The sequence below is a fragment of the Bradyrhizobium sp. AC87j1 genome, assembly GCF_002936975.1.
Lineage (GTDB): Bacteria > Pseudomonadota > Alphaproteobacteria > Rhizobiales > Xanthobacteraceae > Bradyrhizobium > Bradyrhizobium shewense.
In genome coordinates this window covers 1-16,731 of sequence record NZ_PTFE01000132.1, presented here as the reverse complement: position 1 = coordinate 16,731, position 16,731 = coordinate 1, and the positions used below count along the sequence as shown (strand labels likewise).

General features: G+C 65.8%; 9 protein-coding genes. 5 read left to right on the top strand and 4 right to left on the bottom strand.

Annotated elements, in window-relative coordinates:
• The 3 genes from CV770_RS37060 to CV770_RS37055 all read right to left on the bottom strand — a co-directional run.
• Positions 1-445: 4'-phosphopantetheinyl transferase family protein (locus CV770_RS37060; RefSeq protein WP_502693636.1), on the bottom strand; the 445-nt coding region annotated here is incomplete at its 3' end.
• Positions 446-678: 233 nt separating this feature from the next.
• Positions 679-849 carry a hypothetical protein gene (locus tag CV770_RS42935; protein WP_162832248.1) on the bottom strand — a complete coding sequence of 57 codons (171 nt, stop codon included), beginning with the start codon at positions 847-849 and terminating at the stop codon, positions 679-681.
• 139 nt (positions 850-988) lie between these two features.
• Complete coding sequence (locus CV770_RS37055) at positions 989-7,438, bottom strand: non-ribosomal peptide synthetase (protein ID WP_104465861.1); 6,450 nt, start codon at positions 7,436-7,438, stop codon at positions 989-991.
• Positions 7,439-7,580: 142 nt separating this feature from the next.
• Here CV770_RS37055 and CV770_RS37050 point away from each other — a divergent pair, with 142 nt between their 5' ends.
• The 3 genes from CV770_RS37050 to CV770_RS37040 all read left to right on the top strand — a co-directional run bounded on the left by CV770_RS37050 (position 7,581) and on the right by CV770_RS37040 (position 12,884).
• On the top strand, positions 7,581-11,042 hold the full coding sequence (locus tag CV770_RS37050) for an AAA family ATPase (RefSeq protein WP_104465860.1): 3,462 nt from the start codon (positions 7,581-7,583) through the stop codon (positions 11,040-11,042).
• Between the two features lies 1 nt (position 11,043).
• Positions 11,044-11,838: a protein-L-isoaspartate O-methyltransferase family protein gene (locus CV770_RS37045; RefSeq protein ID WP_104465859.1), complete on the top strand. Its 795-nt coding sequence runs from the start codon at positions 11,044-11,046 to the stop codon at positions 11,836-11,838.
• Positions 11,839-11,933: 95 nt separating this feature from the next.
• Entirely contained in the window at positions 11,934-12,884 is a 951-nt protein-coding gene (locus tag CV770_RS37040; RefSeq protein WP_104465858.1) for a DUF6492 family protein, read from the top strand.
• A gap of 10 nt (positions 12,885-12,894) precedes the next feature.
• On the opposite strand, the gene CV770_RS37035 is transcribed toward CV770_RS37040, so the two are convergent.
• A complete protein-coding gene (locus tag CV770_RS37035) occupies positions 12,895-13,962 on the bottom strand; it encodes an endo-1,4-beta-xylanase (protein ID WP_104465857.1) in 1,068 nt (355 codons plus the stop codon).
• Between the two features lie 329 nt (positions 13,963-14,291).
• On the opposite strand from CV770_RS37035, the gene CV770_RS37030 reads away from it, so the two are divergent.
• Both CV770_RS37030 and CV770_RS37025 read left to right on the top strand, forming a co-directional pair.
• Positions 14,292-15,728 carry an oligosaccharide flippase family protein gene (locus tag CV770_RS37030; protein ID WP_104465856.1) on the top strand — a complete coding sequence of 479 codons (1,437 nt, stop codon included), beginning with the start codon at positions 14,292-14,294 and terminating at the stop codon, positions 15,726-15,728.
• 242 nt (positions 15,729-15,970) lie between these two features.
• Positions 15,971-16,731, top strand: a 761-nt coding sequence (locus tag CV770_RS37025; RefSeq protein ID WP_148667139.1) for a L,D-transpeptidase family protein, incomplete at its 3' end; no start/stop codon positions are given.

Below are 16,731 nucleotides of genomic sequence, written 5' to 3'. Positions count from 1 at the left end.
GCTCCGGCAGTGCGCGCAGCGTTTCGACCTCCTCCGGCGCAAAGAAGCGAAGCGCGGTGGACAGCGGCGCCACCCGCCGCGACACGGTTTCGACGTCGACACCGACGGACTCATGCCTCGACACGACGCAGGCGACGCAGCCGTCGGCGTGAGACAGGCTGAAATGCAGCGCGCTCGAGGTCGCGGGCGCTGCGACAAACGGCCGCCCATAGCGGCCGGCTGCAAAGGACCAGTCGGATGGCGCGACGTTGGAGGCGATCTGCGACAGCGCCAAGCGCAGCATCGCATGCGCGAAAATATACTGCCGCCGATGCCGCTCGAACATGAAGCGATCGGCCCGGACGCGTTCGTCGACCGAGAGCAGCCGTCGGCACGCCTCGACCGCGCCCGGCGCGTCGATGGACTCGATCAGTCCGACAAAGAGTTCAATTCTGTCGTCCGCCATCAATTGGGCCTTTTGCGTCAGGCCGAGGGCAGATCCCCGGTCCCGACGGAAGAAACAACTGAGCAAGAATCAATCAAGCGGACCGCTTCTAGCGGTCCACCCGGGCGAATTCTTGTCGATTTGCAGGCCGGTTTACAGGCGCAAGCTTGTGCGAGACCCCAACTCGACACGCGAGCGGCCCATCCCCGAAAAGCGAAGCCTGAAGATTCGTACGGCGTCCCGGCCGACGAATCTTACCTCTTCTTCTTCTTGGCTTTCTTCGAGCCGCCAAGCACCGAAAGGCTGGCGTCGACGTCCTTCAGCGCGGACTGGAGCTTCTTCTTCTCGGCACCGAGTAGCTTCTGGAGGGCCTTGCGGTCCTTGTCGCTCAACGATGTGCCCTTGGTAAATTTGATGAAACCCATAACACTCCCCCGGTTGAAAATAATCGTCCAAATCAAAACGCCGGAATAATCTTGCGCGACGGCGCCAAATAATCAAGATGCAACTCGGTCATGCACAGCTTTGACGAGTGAACCCGTATTCGTCCGTGATGTCATCCGCTCAAGCCGCGTTGCGCGCGAGTAATCCGTCGAGCGGCGTGTTGGGCTGGGCAACGGCGGCCCCCAGCAGCGCAACGAGATCCTCCATCCACGCGCCGACCCTGCGGCCGTCGAGCAGCTCGTGCTTGTAGTTGCATGAGCCGGTGATGCCGGTTGGGCGCTCCTTGAGCATCAGCGACAGCCAGGTCTGGTCGATCGGCAGCACCGGCTGGCCTTCGCGTGCGATGTTGCCGATCGATCCTGTCGCGAGATCCGGGAGATCGAGCGGCTGGCGTAGCGGATTTTGCAGGGTGAAATAGACCTGGAGCAGCGAGGCCGGATTGATCCCCTCCCGCTCCAGATGGTCGGCCAGGATGTTGAAGGGCAGCTCTTGTCGCGCATGCGCGTCGAGCACGCTCTGGCGTACCCGCGCCAGCGTCTGCGTGAACGACAGCTCCGGCGTGATTTTGGTGCGGACAATCACCGTGTTCTCGAACGGGCCGACGATTCGGTCGGTGTCCGGCTGGGCGCGATTGGCCATGGCGGTGGCGATAGAGATGTCGGTGCGACCCGTCCGGGCCAGCAGCAAGGCCTTCAGACCGGTGAGCAGGCACATGAACAGCGTGCCATTGTGCCGGCCGGCGAACGCCGTGAGCCGGCTGATCAGCTCACGATCCAGATTGACTGGATGATGCCCGGTGGACGCGCCCGGGCTTGATTCGCCGTCGAAGACAGGGACCGCGCCGCGCAAATTTTCCGTCCAGTCCGCCGCCTGCCGGCGGGCGGCGTCCGTGCCGCACCACCAGCGCTGCCAGCGTGCGACGTCCGAAAAGGCCGGGGGCAGCTTCGGCAGCGGCGCCGAGGGATATCCGGCCAGCGCCGCATAGCGGCTCGACAATTCCTCGAACAGCACGCCGATCGACCAGCCGTCGACAATGGCGTGATGCAGCGTCAGCAGCAGCACGTGATCGTCGTCGTGGAGCCGCAACAGCCGGGCGCGGAGCAGCGGCGCGCGCGTCGTGTCGATCGGCGTAGAGGTCTCCTGTTGGATCAGAAGATCGATCTTCCGGAGCTCCAGGGCCTTGCGCCGCTTGTTATTGTGAGCGTGACCGTCGCCGATCGTCTCGATGGTCAGGACACGGCCGAGGGTGCCGGGTGCGGCGATATGGCTGACGGGCTCCTCACCGTTCCAGCCGAACGCGGTCCGCAGCGATTCGTGCCGGCGCATGACGTCCTCGATCGCCTGTGCCAGGGCGGCCGCATCAAGCGGACCCTGCAGGCGGAAGGCGAAGGGCAGGTTGAACAGCGGCAGCCCCGGCAGGTTCTGCTCGATCCGGAGCATCTGGTCCTGCGCGATCGAGAGCGTTGGTCCGCCGCTGTCGGTCAGGCTCGCTTCAGCCAGGCTTGTCGCGCTTGCGACAGGCTTGCGCGGCGTCGCCGCCATGGCCTGGTCGACCCGCCGGGCAAGCCCCTCGATCGTCGGTGCCTCGAAGATGGTCTTGATCGGCAGCGACACGCCGAGCGCGCGGGCGATGCGCGCCATCGCCTGGCCTGCCAGCAGCGAGTGGCCACCGAGGTCGAAGAAATTGTCAGTGACGCCGATGCTGTCCACCTTGAGCAGGTCGATCCAGATGTCGGACAGCACCTTTTCAGTAAAGCGCCGCGCCGGCACGGGCGCGTCCGGTCCGGGCGCCTCGTGCTGCGTCGGCGCCAGCAGTGCGGATCGGTCGATCTTGCCATGGGCATTGAGCGGTACGTGATCCAGGAACAGGAATGCGGACGGGATGGCGTGGCCCGGCAACCGGCTCTTCAGGAATTCGCGCAGCTCGCTGGCGCTGATCCCGCTGGCGGGCTTTGCGACGATATGGGCGATCAGCCTGACGTCGCCGCTCGCCTCGCGGCGCGGCTCAACGATGCCGGCCCGCACGCCCGGATGGTCGGCCAGCGCGTTCTCGATCTCCTTGAGCTCGATACGGTAGCCGCGGACCTTGACCTGATGGTCGGCGCGGCCGAGGCATTCGATCGTCCCGTCGGCACGGCGGCGGGCAAGATCGCCGGTGCGGTAAAGCCGACTGCCTGCCTGGCGCGAGAACGGATCGGGCAGGAAGCGCTGCCGGCTCTGCGCGGGATCGTTGACATAGCCGCGGCCGATTCCGGCGCCGCCGATGCAGAGCTCGCCGGTCACGCCGACCGGCTGCGGCTGGAGGTTGGCGTCGAGCACGTAGAGCTGGGTGTTCGGCAGCGGCGCGCCGACCGGAACGTTGCTGGTCGCGGTCGCCGGCGCCTTGGTCAGGCGATGCAGGGAGACGTCGTCGGAACATTCTGACGCGCCATAGGCGTTGATCAGCGGCACCTTTGGGCAGCGCGCGAACCAGGCCCGGCAGAGCTCGACGGGCAGCGGCTCGCCGGTCGAGATCAGGAGGCGCAATCTGGAGAAGGCGCGCTGGATCGGCGCCTCCTTCATCCGTTCGACGATGACGCGCAAAAGCGATGGGACGATCTCGAGCACCGTGATGCCTTCGCGCTCGATCTCCCGCGCCAGCAGGATCGGGTCCTGCACGATCGCATTGTCGCAGACATGCACGCGCGCGCCGACCATCGGCCCCGCCAGGAACTGCCAGACCGAGATGACAAAGCTCTGCGGCGCGGACTGCGCGATGACGTCTCTGGCGGAGAGGCCGAGCTCGGCAATCAGCGAGGCCAGATGGTTCGACAGCCCGCGCTGCTCGATCATGACGCCCTTCGGCGAACCCGAGGAGCCGGACGTATAGATGAGGTAGGCGAGGCCGGAGGCTGCGCGCCGTACGGCACGGGCCGGCTTGGTCGATCCCGAGGCGATCGTATCTTCGAGTTCGGCCACCGGAATGCGCTCGACCAGCGGTTCGAGCAGCGCGCTGACCATGGGTGACCGCGCGCGGCCGGTCAGCAGCATGCGGGCGCAGCTCGATCCGAGAATGGTCGTGAGCCGCGCCAGTGGAAGCTCGGGATCGAGATTGAGGAAGGCCGCGCCCGCGCGCTGCACGCCGATCATTACGGCGAGCAGGTCGGGGCCGCGATCCGCAAGCAAGGCCACCACGCTCTCGGCACCGACGCCTTCGCGCACCAGCCAGCGCGCAACCGACCGGCTGCGGCGCGCCAGCTCGCGATAGCTCAGGCAGGTGTGTCCGTCCGTCACCGCGATGGCGTTCGGTGTCCTCCTGGCCTGGCGGTCGAAGCGTTCGCTCACATTGCCGCGGGTGGTGAAATTGGCCGGCACGCCCCGGCCCGTCGCCAGCAATTGCCGGCGTTCGGCCTGGTTGAGGAGCGGCAGGCGAGAGATGCGCTGTTCCGGATTGGCGATGGCGGCCTTCAGCAGAGACTTGAACTGTGCCGCCATGCCGTCGATCGTCGCGGCGTCGAACAGGTCGGTGGCGTATTCGAAGAAGCCGGTGAAGCGGCCGTCGGCCTCGACCAGCTCGAGCGTGATGTCGAAGCGCGCCACTTTCGGATCGATCTCCAGCCGCCGCGTCGAGAGGCCGGGAAAGCGTGCCGCCTCGATCGAGGAATTCTGAAGGATGAACATGATCCGGAACAGCGGATTGCCGTCACTGCGGCGTGCGATCTGCAATGCGCGCAACACCTCCTCGATCGCAAGGTCCTGGTTGCGGTAGGCATCGAGCGTGACCTGGCGGACCCGCCGCAACATCTCGCTGAAGCTCGGGTCGCCGCCAAAATCGTTGCGCAGGATCAGCGTGTTGGCAAACAGCCCGATCAGGCGCTCGCTCTCGATCTGGTTGCGATTGGCGATCAGCGAGCCGGTCGCGACGTCCTCATGCCCGGTGTGGCGGAACAGCAGGCACTGGAAGACCGCGAGCAGCGTCATGAAGGGCGTGACGCCCTGATCCTGGCTCAATGCTCGGACATCGCCCGAGAGAGCCTTCGAGAACTCGAAATAGTGGCGAGCGCCGTGACCGCTCCAGACCTCGGGCCTTGGCCGGTCGGTCCGAAGCGGCATCGTGGTGAAGCCGTCGAGCTGGCCTCGCCAATAGTCGAGCTGGTCCTTGGCTGCCGGCGTCTGCGCCCAGCTCTGCTGCCAGAGCGCGAAGTCGCGATATTGGAAAGCGGGCAAAGGCAATGCCGCCACACTCTTCTTGTGTGCGGCGGCATAGCGGGCGGCAAGCTCCTCCCAGAACAGGCGTTGCGACCAGCCGTCGGTGACGAGGTGATGGACATTGACCACCAGCGCATGGCTCGTCTTATCGAACGACAGCAGGGTGACCTTCAGCGGCGGCTCGCGCGCCAGGTCGAACGGATATTGCGCGAGCTTGAGCGCCTCGCGCCTGATCACTGCGGCCCGCTTGTCGGCAGGACAGGGCTTGAGCTTGATCCGCTCGAACCGCGGCGGCGATTGCAGCACGAGCTGCGCCGGCTCGCCATGCCGCTCGACGACGACCGAGCGCAGCACCTCGTGGCGCGCGCAGATCGCCGCAAGGCTTGCCTGAAGTGCGGCGACGTCGATCTGGCCTTTGAGCACGGCGACTTCGACGACGTTGTAATTGTAGCGGGTCGGATCGAGCCGCGAGAGCACGTACATCCGCTGCTGCTGGAACGAGAGCGGCGCGTCTGCTTCCGTCGCCTGCCGCCAGGCCGGTAGTGCCGCCCCACGCCGGCCTGCGGCGGTGTCGATCCGGGCTGCGAGCGCGGCGACCGTGGCGCAATCGAAGATGTCCTCGAACGAGAAGTCGATGTTGAAGCGTTCGCGCAGACGAGAGCGCATCTGCGTCACTGCGAGCGAGTCCGCGCCGAGCGCGAAGACGTCCTGATCGATTCCGACCTGCGGCAGCTCCAAGAGAGCAGCCCAGATCGCGGCGAGCTGGGTCTCCAGCGCGGTGCGCGGCAGCCGCGCCCCATCGGAGTCCTCCTTGGCGATCAGCTCGGCCAGCGCGTTGCGCTTGACCTTGCCGCTGCCGCCTTTCGGCAAGGCTGCCACGCTGCGGATCAGGCTCGGCACCTTGTAGGCTGCGAGCCGCTTTCGCGCGAACTGGCGCAGCTGATCCGAGGTCGCCTCTGCCTCCGGCCGCAGCACCACGACGGCGGCGACGTTTTCGCCGAGCTTTTCGTGCGGGACGGCGAACACGCCGGCCTCCAGCACCGCCGGATGGCTGAGCAGGACCTCTTCCACCTCCAGCGGTGAGATCTTCTGTCCGCCGCGGTTGATGACGTCCTTGATGCGGCCGACGATGAAGAGATAGCCGTCAGCGTCGAGATAGCCGAGATCGCCGGTCCGGAACCAGCCGTTGCGGAAGGAGGCCTGTGTCGCCGCCTCGTCGTTGTAGTAGCCGCGGCTCATGTTCGGTCCGCGCAGCATGATCTCGCCGCGCTCGCCGCTCGCAAGCGCGCGGCCCGTCTCGTCCATGATCGCGATCTCGGGGCCGGCGGCACGCCCGACCGATCTGACCTTGCGCAGCTCGGACGGATTGGCCGCGATCTGCGAGGCCGCTTCGGTCATGCCGTAGGTCTCGAGCACGGGAACGCCGAACGTCGCCTCCAGCCCTTCGAGGATCGTCGGCGCGAGCGAGGCCGAGGCCGAGCGGATCACGCGCAGCGACGACGAGCGGGCGCGGTCCGGGTCGGATTCCGCCGCCGTCAGCAGCGCGCGATGGATGGTCGGCACGGCCGTGTACCAGGTCGGTTGCAGCTCCCGCATCCAGCCGAAGAAGGACAGTGCATCGAAGCCGTCGGTGCAGATCACGCTGGAGCCTGCGGCCAACGCCGTCAGAAGGCCGGAGATCAAGCCATGGGCGTGAAACAGCGGCAGGACGTTGAGCAGGCGATCGTGGGAGGTGAGCGACAGCACGCGGCCGGCATTGGCGGCGGACAGGCATACATTGCGATGCGTCAGCGGCACCATCTTCGGCCGCGCTGCCGTGCCCGACGTCAACAGGATGAACGCATCGTCGTCGCCGCGCGAGGCGCCCCCGGTCGCCGCCGGCCCGACCGTCGGACCGATGAATTTGCAGCCGCCCAGATCGTCTTGCGGTCCCGGCACGAAATCGATCACCGCGATATCCAGCGCCTTGGCGACGTCGCGGCTCGCCGAGTTCATGTCGGCCCGGGTCACGAGCGCGGTCAGCTTCAGTTCGCTGAAATAGCGTTGCAGCTCGTCCGCGGTCAGATCGGGATTGACGGGGACGCAGGCGCCGCTCGAGGCAACCGCGATCAGCGCCAGCGCGCTGTCGGCGCCGCGCGGCAGTGCAACCGCAATCCGGTCGGCAGTGGTGATGCCGAGCCGGCGCAGCGTGCGGATGAGATCCTGCGTCACCTCGCCAAGCGCGCCGTAGTTGAGGACGGGCCGACCCGGGGCGAGGAGGGCCGGCGCCGCCGGCGTCTTGCGGGCGTAGAAATCGAGAACGCCGCCGATGTGGGCGAATGTCTTCGTTTCAGCAGCCGTGCCGCTTGATTCCTCCGGCGCTGGGAGTGTGACGTCCGACAATTCCGTTCCCTTTTGATCCGGTTGAGCTATTCTTCCAAGAAGTCAGGGAACGCGTCCAGTCTGAGGTGAAGTTTTGGCCCCAAAATCTGTGGTTGAGGGGCCCTAAGCCCTTCGACGGAATTATGGTCGGGCAGAAATCACCATGCTGGAGAATGGGCCGGACATCGGAAGGGAAGGCGGGCTGAAGCGCTGGCTCGAGGGCGTCGGCCTCGGCCATTACACCGATCTCTTCGAACAGCACCGTCTCGATCTCGACGTCATGGGTGACCTGACCGAATCAGATCTGGTCGAGCTGGGATTGCCGCTCGGCGATCGCAAGCGGCTGCAACGGGCGATGGCAGCGCTGTTCGAGGCGGAAGCGGCCGAGGCGCCCGCGACAATAGTGCCGCCAACGCGCGCGGAGGTCGGCGCTGAACGGCGTCAGCTCACCACCATGTTTTGTGACATGGTGGATTCCACCTCGCTCTCCGTGCAGTTCGATCCGGAAGACGTTCGCGACATGATTGCGAGCTTTCGCGAAACCTGCGTCCGTGTGGTCAAGCATTACGAGGGCTTTGCCGCCCGTTTCGTCGGCGACGGTATCCTCGTCTATTTCGGCTATCCGACCGCGCATGAGGACGATGCCGAGCGCGCGGTGCGCGCCGGGCTCGAGATCGTGCGACTGCTGTCGACCGCACGCGCGACCGAGCTGCGCGGTGGACTCAGCCACTCACCCGCCGTCCGCATCGGGATCGCGACCGGCCTCGTCGTGGTCGGCGACCTCGTCGGACAGGGCACCGAAGAGCGCGACTCCGCGGTCGGAGAAACCGTCAATCTCGCCGCGCGCCTGCAGGGCCTCGCGCCGCCCAACGGCGTGGTGATTTCCTCGTCGACCCAGTCGCTGCTGAAGGGGAAGTTCGACTACCGCAATCTCGGGGTCCACGCCTTGAAGGGGATATCCGAGAAGACGCAGGCCTGGCACGTGGTGCGCGCCTCGAGGGTGGAGACCCGATTCGCCGCCGCCATGGGCACGCGACTGACGCCGCTCGTCAACCGTGAGGAGGAGATCGCGCTGTTGATGGGCCGCTGGGAGCAGGCCAAGGATGGTGACGGTCAGGTCGTGGTCAAGTTCGGCGAGCCCGGCATCGGCAAGTCGCGCATTATCCAGGAGATCTTCGAGCGGATATCGGGCGACCGGCATGGACAGGTCTCGTTCCAGTGCTCGCCCTATTACACGTCCACTGCGTTCTATCCGTTCGCCGAGCAGCTCAAATTCTCCCTTGGCCTCGACCGCGAGGATGCGTCCGCGCTGTCGCTGGCGAGCCTGGAGAGCGCGATCGCCGCCGCTCATGGCGACATCGAGCAGGTCACGCCGCTGTTTGCCGCGTTGTTGTCGATACCGACCGGCGACCGCTATCCGCGGCTCGAGCTGTCGCCGCAGCAGCAGAAGGATGCGACCGTCCAGGCGCTGGTCAATCATTTCCTCGGCCTTGCGCGCGAGATGCCGCTGGTGATCGCGTTCGAGGATCTGCATTGGATCGACCCGACCTCCCGCGAGGTGATCGACCTCCTGGTCGACCGGGTGCAGAACCGGCCGATCCTGGCCATCATCACCGCGCGGTCCGAATTCCAGCCGAGCTGGAACGCGCATTCGCACATCACGACGCTGGTGCTGAGCCGCCTGAGCCGGCAGCTGCGCACGACGCTGGTGGAGCGCGTCGCCGGCAGAGAGCTGCCCAAGGAGGTCGTCGAGGAGATTATCGTCAAGACCGACGGCGTGCCGCTGTTCCTGGAGGAACTGACCAAGACGGTCCTCGAATCCAACCTGCTGACCGAGCGGCATGGGCGCTACGTGCTGTCGGGCCCGTGGCGGCAGCTCGCGATCCCGGCAACCCTAACCGACTCGCTGATGGCGCGGCTGGACCGGATGGGGCCGTTCAAGCGCATCGCGCAGATCGGCGCCACCATCGGCCGCGAGTTTTCCTACGAGACGCTGCATGCGGTCGCCAACACGCCGGCGGAGCAGATCGAGGCCGCGCTCAATCATCTGGAGCAGGCCGGGCTGATCATGCGCCGCGGCCTTCCGCCCGACGCGCTCTATTCCTTCAAGCACGTCATGATCCAGAACGCTGCGCACGCGAGCCTGCTGCACAGCGAGCGGCGCAAGCTGCATTCGCGGATCGCCCAGGTGCTTGCCGAGATGTATCCGGAGAAGACCGAGCGTGAACCGGAGCTGCTCGCCCATCACATGACCGAATCCGGCCAGAGCGAGGGCGCCGCGAGCTTCTGGCTCAAGGCCGGCAAGCAGGCGGCCAAGAGCGGTGCCAATCTGGAGGCGATCGGCCATCTGCGCCGCGGTCTCAGCGTCGTGCAGGCCAATGCGCGGATGCAGGGCGCGGACGAGATGGAGCTCGAGCTGCGCATCGCGCTCGGCAACGCGCTGATCGCCGCCAAGGGCTACGCGGTCCAGGAAGTCGAGGAGAACTACATCCGCGCGCTCGAGCTCGGCCAGCAGCTCGACGACGACGAAAAGATCTTTGCCGCCACCCGCGGCCTCTGGGTTTGCCACTTCATCCGCGCCGATCTCACCCGCGCGCACGATCTCAGCGTCGAGCTGTTGAAATTCGCCAAGCGCGAGCGGCTCAACGAGCGGACGCAGCCGGCGCAGCAGACCGGCTATCTGATCGAGGCGCACCGCTCGATCGCGATGACCATGCTCTATCGCGGCCGTTTTGCAGCTTCCCAGCATCATCTGCATCGCTGCATCAATCTCTATAGTCCCGATCTGCACTCCGATCTGATGGAGCGGCACGGCACCGATCCCGGCGTCGTCTCGTTGTCCTATCTCGGCTACCTCCTGTGGTTCCTCGGCCGGCCCGACGCGGCGCGCCAGCACAGCGAGCAGGCGATCGCGAATGCCGAGAAGATCCGCCATCCTTTCACGCTCGCCTTCGCGCTCGTGTTCGGTGCGTATCTCTGCCAGCATTTGCGCGACGTTGAGGGCACGCGCGACCATGCCAACCGCGCCATGATCATCGCCACCGAACATAATTTCCTGCATTGGAAGCAGCAGGCGGCGATCCTGCGCGGCTGGGCGCTGGCGCAACTCGGCGAGGCCGATGAAGGCCTCAGCCAGATGCGCTTCGGCCTCGACGAGTACGAGGCGATGGATTCCTGGCTCGCCGGCTGCTGGTTCCGCTGCCTGCTTGCGGAAGCCTACGCCAAGGTCGGGATGCGCGAGGCCGCCTTGCGCGCGCTTGACGGTGCGCTCGCGACCGCGCGGCGGACCGGCGATCACTCCTATCTCGCCGAAGTCTATCGCCTGCAAGGCGAGATCACGCTGTCGGACGGCGACCCGGCCTCGGCGCAGGAGGCCGGCGATCTGTTCGCGCTGGCGCTGGAGACCGCGCGCAAGCAGGGCGCGCTGTCCTGGGAGCTTCGCTCCGCCGTCAGCCTCGCGCGCCTGTCGCAACAAGCCGGCAGACGCGAGCAGGCGAGTCTGCTGCTCGTGCCCGTTGTCGGCAAGTTCAGCGAGGGTTTTTACACGCCGGACCTGAAGCAGGCGGTGCAGCTCGTCAACGAGCTCGGTGCGGACGCGCCGGTCCGCGAACGCGCCGACCCCTGACATGAGCGATCTTGCCGCCGCGCGTGCGCGCTATGTGGAGAGGATTGCAAAGCGCGAGCGGATTATCTCCAAGCGCGTGCTCGAAGCGCTCGCCGCCATCCCGCGCGAAGACTTTCTGCCGAGAGGGCCCTGGCGGATCAAGAGCGAAGCGGCGCGCAGCTATCGGCTGACACCAGATGGCGATCCCGTTCATCTCTATGACAATGTCCTGGTCGCAATCGACGCGCGCCGCAAGCTCGACACGGGGCTGCCGAGCCTGTGGGCGCATTTCATCGATTTGCTCGACATCAAGGAGAAGGACCGCGTGGTCCAGATCGGCTGCGGGCTCGGTTATTTCTCGGCGGTGTTGTCGAAGATCGTGGGACCGAAGGGCAGGGTGATCGCCATCGAATGCGACGAGCGTCTGGCGCGCCGCGCTGCAAGTTTCCTTCAGACTTATCATAACGTCGAGGTGGTCCATGGCGATGGATGTGAGGAGATCCGCGAGCCCGCTGACGTGATCATCATCCACGCCGGGTTCTCGCATCCGCATCCGCTCTGGCTCGAGGCGCTTCGGCCGCGCGGCCGCCTGTTGGTGCCGCTGACCCAGCGGGACCGTGAAGGCGCCGCGCTCAAGATCACGCGCAAGGGCAGGGGCTTCGAAGCCGAGGCGGTGCAGCAGATCCGGATCTTCCCCGGCCACGGCCGCGGCACGACCGCGCTCGACGACCGCGTCGCCGACTGGTGGCAGCGAGCCTCAGCTCTGGCGCCGCTGCGCTTTCGCGGGATCGAGCAGGGACTGCCGTCGGATGGCTAACGCTTCGTTTCATTTTACCTTGATTGCGAATGGAAGTATCCAACGCACCCCGACGCCGCTATGAGTACGGCCTGATGGCCATTTGAGCGCGCTCCATGCATTCCGTTGCCCTGCTGACCGCCAGCTATGCCAAGGATATCGAACGCTTTTCGCTGCTCAGCGAGAGCATCGACACCTGGCTCACGGGATACACGCGGCATTATGTTCTCGTTAACGATGAAGACGTGCCGCTGTTCGAGCGCTTCGCCTCCGACAAGCGCGTCATCGTTCCGGCCTCGCGCTATCTGCCGAAATGGCTGTTCGCACTGCCGCCGGCGCTTCAGTTCATCAGCAAGCGCCGCGTCTGGCTGTCGCTGCTGTCCTCGCCGGTGCACGGCTGGCACATCCAGCAGATCTTGAAGATCGCCGGCGTCCTCAACGCGCCCGAGCAGCGCGTCTGCATCCTGGATTCGGATAATCTGTTCTTCCGCGAATTCGACGTCGGCCAATATGCCGGGGCTGAGAAGACGCCGCTGTTCGTCACGCCGAAGGACATCGGCGCCGACCACCCGTTGCATGGGCTGTGGCTGCGCACCGTCGATCAGCTTCTCGGTATCAAGGACCGCTCGTTCCCGGCTGACGACTATGTCGGCAACGCATTGGTCTGGGACAAGGACACCGCGCGCGCGATGACCGCCGCCATCAAGTCGGCGACCGGCTTGAACTGGGTTCTGGCGCTGTGCCGGAAGAAGAAGTTCTCGGAATATCTGATGTACGGCCACTTTGTCGCGAACTCGCCTGCGCATCTTGCCGCCCATCGGGTCACCGAAGACAGCATCGCGGTCTCGCATTGGGACGATACGCCGCTCGACCGCCCGGCTATCGAAGCGCTGATGCGTGCCGCCTCGCCCGAGCAGGTCGCGCTCTGCATCCAGTCCTATTCGTCGACCTCGGTCGAGGACATCCGCGACGTATTCCGCCTCAGCTCGCGCGATCGCCGCGCTCCGAGCCTGTCTCCCGAAGATATGGGAGACGCGGCCGAGTTCGAGGTGAAGACGCGCAGCTAAGCTCGCGCGTTCAAACGTCCTTCGTGAACTTGCTGATTACGTCCATGAACGGCTTTGGCTTGAACTCGCCGTCGAGCGGCAGCGGGCGGTTCGGCTGCTTGTCCGCGCGGGCGAAGGTGCCGTTGATCCAGCTGTAGCGATCCGAGAGGCCCCAGGTCAGGATCGAACGCACCGGGCCGCTGGTTGAGATGGCGGTGAGGAGATCGTCGACGCGTTTGGCGACGATGGCGTCGCGTTCCGCCGGATTGCCCGTCAGCTTCTGGTCGTCGACGTCGAGCTCAGTGACGTACACCTCAAGTCCCCACGAGCGCAGCTCGGTGACGAACTCGGCGAGCCCATGGGTGTCGATCTCAAGCTCGGCATGCAGATGCGATTGCAGTCCGACGGCGTGCAGCGGAACACCCTGATCGAGCAGGTCCATGATCAGATTGCGATAAGCCGCGCGCTTGGCAATGAAGGAGTCCTTGGCCGACTCGATGTCATATTCGTTGATCGCGAGCTTGACGAAGGGATCGGCCGCAGCCGCCGTGCGGAACGCCAGCGGAATCCAGCTCTGGCCCAGATGCTGCGTCCAGAACGTGTCGCGCCGATCCTTTGGGCTGCGGGGATTGTCCGGAATCGGCTCGTTGACGACGTCCCACGACGTCAGCTTGTCCTTGTAGTAGGAGACGACGGTGCCGATGTGGTCGACATAGGCGCGCTCGACGCCGCGGGTGTCCTTGATTTGCTTGGCCCAGTCCGGAATGTCGTGATACCAGGCCAGCGCGTGGCCGCGCATCGTCAGATCGTTGTCCCGCGCGAAATCCAGAATCGCGTCGGCGCGCTCGAAGTTGAACGTGTGCGCATTCGGCCGCAGCATCGGCCATTTCAGCTCGAGCACCGGGACGACCTGGGTGCAATAGGTGCTGATGGCTTCGCCGAGCCTGGGATCGGCTTGCAGGTCCCAGAGCGTGGCCGCTGCGCCAAACCCCTGATGGCGCTGCGCCAGTTTCGACGCCGGTGCGGCCGACGCGGATGCGCCTGCCGCGAGGGCTGCGGCGCTGCCGAGGAGAAATTCGCGTCTGTCGAGCCTGGTCACGGCCGTCCTTTTCGAACCAATGCACCATCGTACCAAGCGGCGCCTCGCGACGCCGGGGTTTCGCCTTGTTGGGTTAACCTCTGCCGCTTGGAAGTCGGTTCCTTTTCGTGATCGCGCCTTGCCATTCGAGGAAGGGCAAATTTAACGCTAACGCGCGAAAGCGGCTCCAAGGCTTCATTCGCCGCCCGATCTGCAGACTTATGTGACACTCTTGAGCGATGCTGCGGCGCATTCGTTTGCCCCGCCAAGGCCCCATTTAAGGCCCCATTCAAGGCCCCATTGATGAAGGGCCGCCACACTCGCAAGACCGCTGCCGGTCCCGTGCTCGCATGCTGAACCGCCATTTCTCGATTTATCTCGTCGCCTACATCCTGCCTGCGGCGGTGGGCTTCTTCGCGGTCACGGCCTATACGCGGCTGCTGACGCCGGCGGAGTACGGCGTCTATGTCGTGGGCATCAGCCTCGCCGGCATTCTGGGCGCGATCTTCTTCGCCTGGATCAAGCTGTCGGTGTCGCGTTATCAGGCGATGTCGGCGGAGGTGGATTTTCGCGGCACGGCGATGGTGGCTTTCGGGCTCACCGTCGCGGTGCTCTGCGCCACGACCCCGCTGGTCTTCCTGTTCCGCAGCGACCTCAGTGTCGAGCTGCTGCTTGCCAGCATGTTCGTCGCGATCATGGCCAATGCGGTCGATGTCGGCCAGGAGTTCGAACGCGCCAAGTTGCGACCCTACCGGTTTGCCGCGATCTCGATCGTGCGCAGCGTGTCGAGCGTCGGCTTCGGCCTCCTCGGCATCTGGCTCGGCTGGGGTGGATTGGGGCTGCTTGCCGCGTTCGGTCTGGGGTCGCTCACCGGGATCATTCTCAATCTCGTCGGCGACCGCACCAGGATCGCCCGCTTCCAGCGCAGCCAGTTCATGCAGCTGGCGCGCTACGGCCTGCCGCTGACGCTCGCCGGATTGTCCGTTGCGGTCTATTCGGCCTGCGACCGGCTGATCGTCGCCTATCTGCTCGGCAAGGACGCTGCCGGCATCTTCGGCGTTGCCGCCGACCTGCCGCGCCAGTTCATGGTCATGATCGCATCCAGCGTCGCCGCGGCCACCGTGCCGCTGGTGTTCCGGTCGTTGTCCGAGAATAACAGGGAGACGACGCGGGAGCGGCTGACCGAGAGCCTCGAGCTGCTGCTCGTCGTCGTCACCCCCGTTGCTATCTGGCTCGCGCTTGCAGCGGATCAGGTCGCCGGCACGCTCGTCGGCGTCGACTTCCGCGCCGGCGTGTCGGCGCTGCTGCCGACCCTGGTGCTTGCCCGCTTCTTCGGTATCGCCAACCAGTTCTACGTGCAGATCAGCTTCCAGCTCGCCGAGCGGCCCTTCATGCTGGCGGCCCAGTCCTTTCTCACGCTGGTGGTCAGCGTGGTCCTGATGTTCGCGCTGGTCGCCGGCTACGGCATCTACGGCGCTGCGCTTGCGACGCTTGCGACCGAGGTGCTCGGTTTCGTCGTCGCCGTCGTTCTGATGCATCGCGCCCACCCGGTCCCGTTCGACCTCGGCCGCCTCGCCGGTATTGCGGCCTCCGCAGCGGCGATGGCGGCTGCAATCCTGGCGGCGCGGTCGCAAGCGGGCGGCACCGGCTTCGTCTCGCTCCTCGTCGTCAGCCTCGCCGGCGGCCTTGCCTATGTCGGGACGGCCTGGCTGCTCAACGTCGCCAATGTCCGGACGCTGTCGCTGCGCTTCCTGCGAGGCTTCAACCGTAAGGCTCTGGGCGTCTGACGGGCGTGTCCTCGCCGGCACAGCCGGACATTCTGCCGCAGTGACTGCCACCAGGTTCGGACCATCCCCGGGCTGCAACCGACCTTCCGCCGGCTCGGGCCGTCGTATATGAGGGATTTGTCGCCGGACCGGGCCGAATATCGCCACAGACGGAACGTATGGCGGCTGCGATTTCTTAATTGAATGACCGCAATCTGATACATGATCGGCACGAGCGGGCCGGCATTTCGACCGAGGATGGCATGAAAAACCGACTGACGACGACGCAACCCACCAAGGCGATGCGGCGTCGGGTGCCTCCCGGAATCGTGACATTGGCGGCAATGGCGGTCCTGGCGGCGGTCGCGCCGGCGAGCGCGGCCAAGCAGGCGCGCCAGCCGGCCGAGGCGGTGGCGCAGCGCCAGGCCGGCGATCCCATCATGGCGATCGTGTCGATCAAGAGCCAGCAGGTCACGTTCTACGATGCCGATGGCTGGATCCTGCGCGCGCCGGTGTCGACCGGCACCACGGGACGCGAGACGCCAGCCGGCGTCTTCGCCGTCGTCGAGAAGGACAAGGACCACCGCTCGACCATGTACGACGATGCCTGGATGCCGAACATGCAGCGCATCACCTGGAACGGCATCGCGCTGCATGGCGGACCGCTGCCCGGCTATGCCGCCTCGCACGGCTGCGTGCGCATGCCCTTCGGCTTTGCCGAGAACCTGTTCGACAAGACTTATATCGGGATGCGGGTGATCATCTCGCCCCACGATACCGTCCCGACCGATATCTCTCACCCCTCGCTGTTCGTACCGAAGCCGGAAGCGATCGCGGCAGCGCCCAGGCAGGCCGACAAGCTCTCCGCCGAAGCCGACGAGGCCACAAGGGCTGCCGACGAGGCCAAGAAGGCCGCTTCCGCCGCCGCGAAAGAAGCTGCCTCGCTCCCTGCCGCGCTGCGCAAGCTGGAACAGCAGAAGGCCCGCGCTGACGCCGAGTTCGCCTTCGCCGACAAGACGCTCGC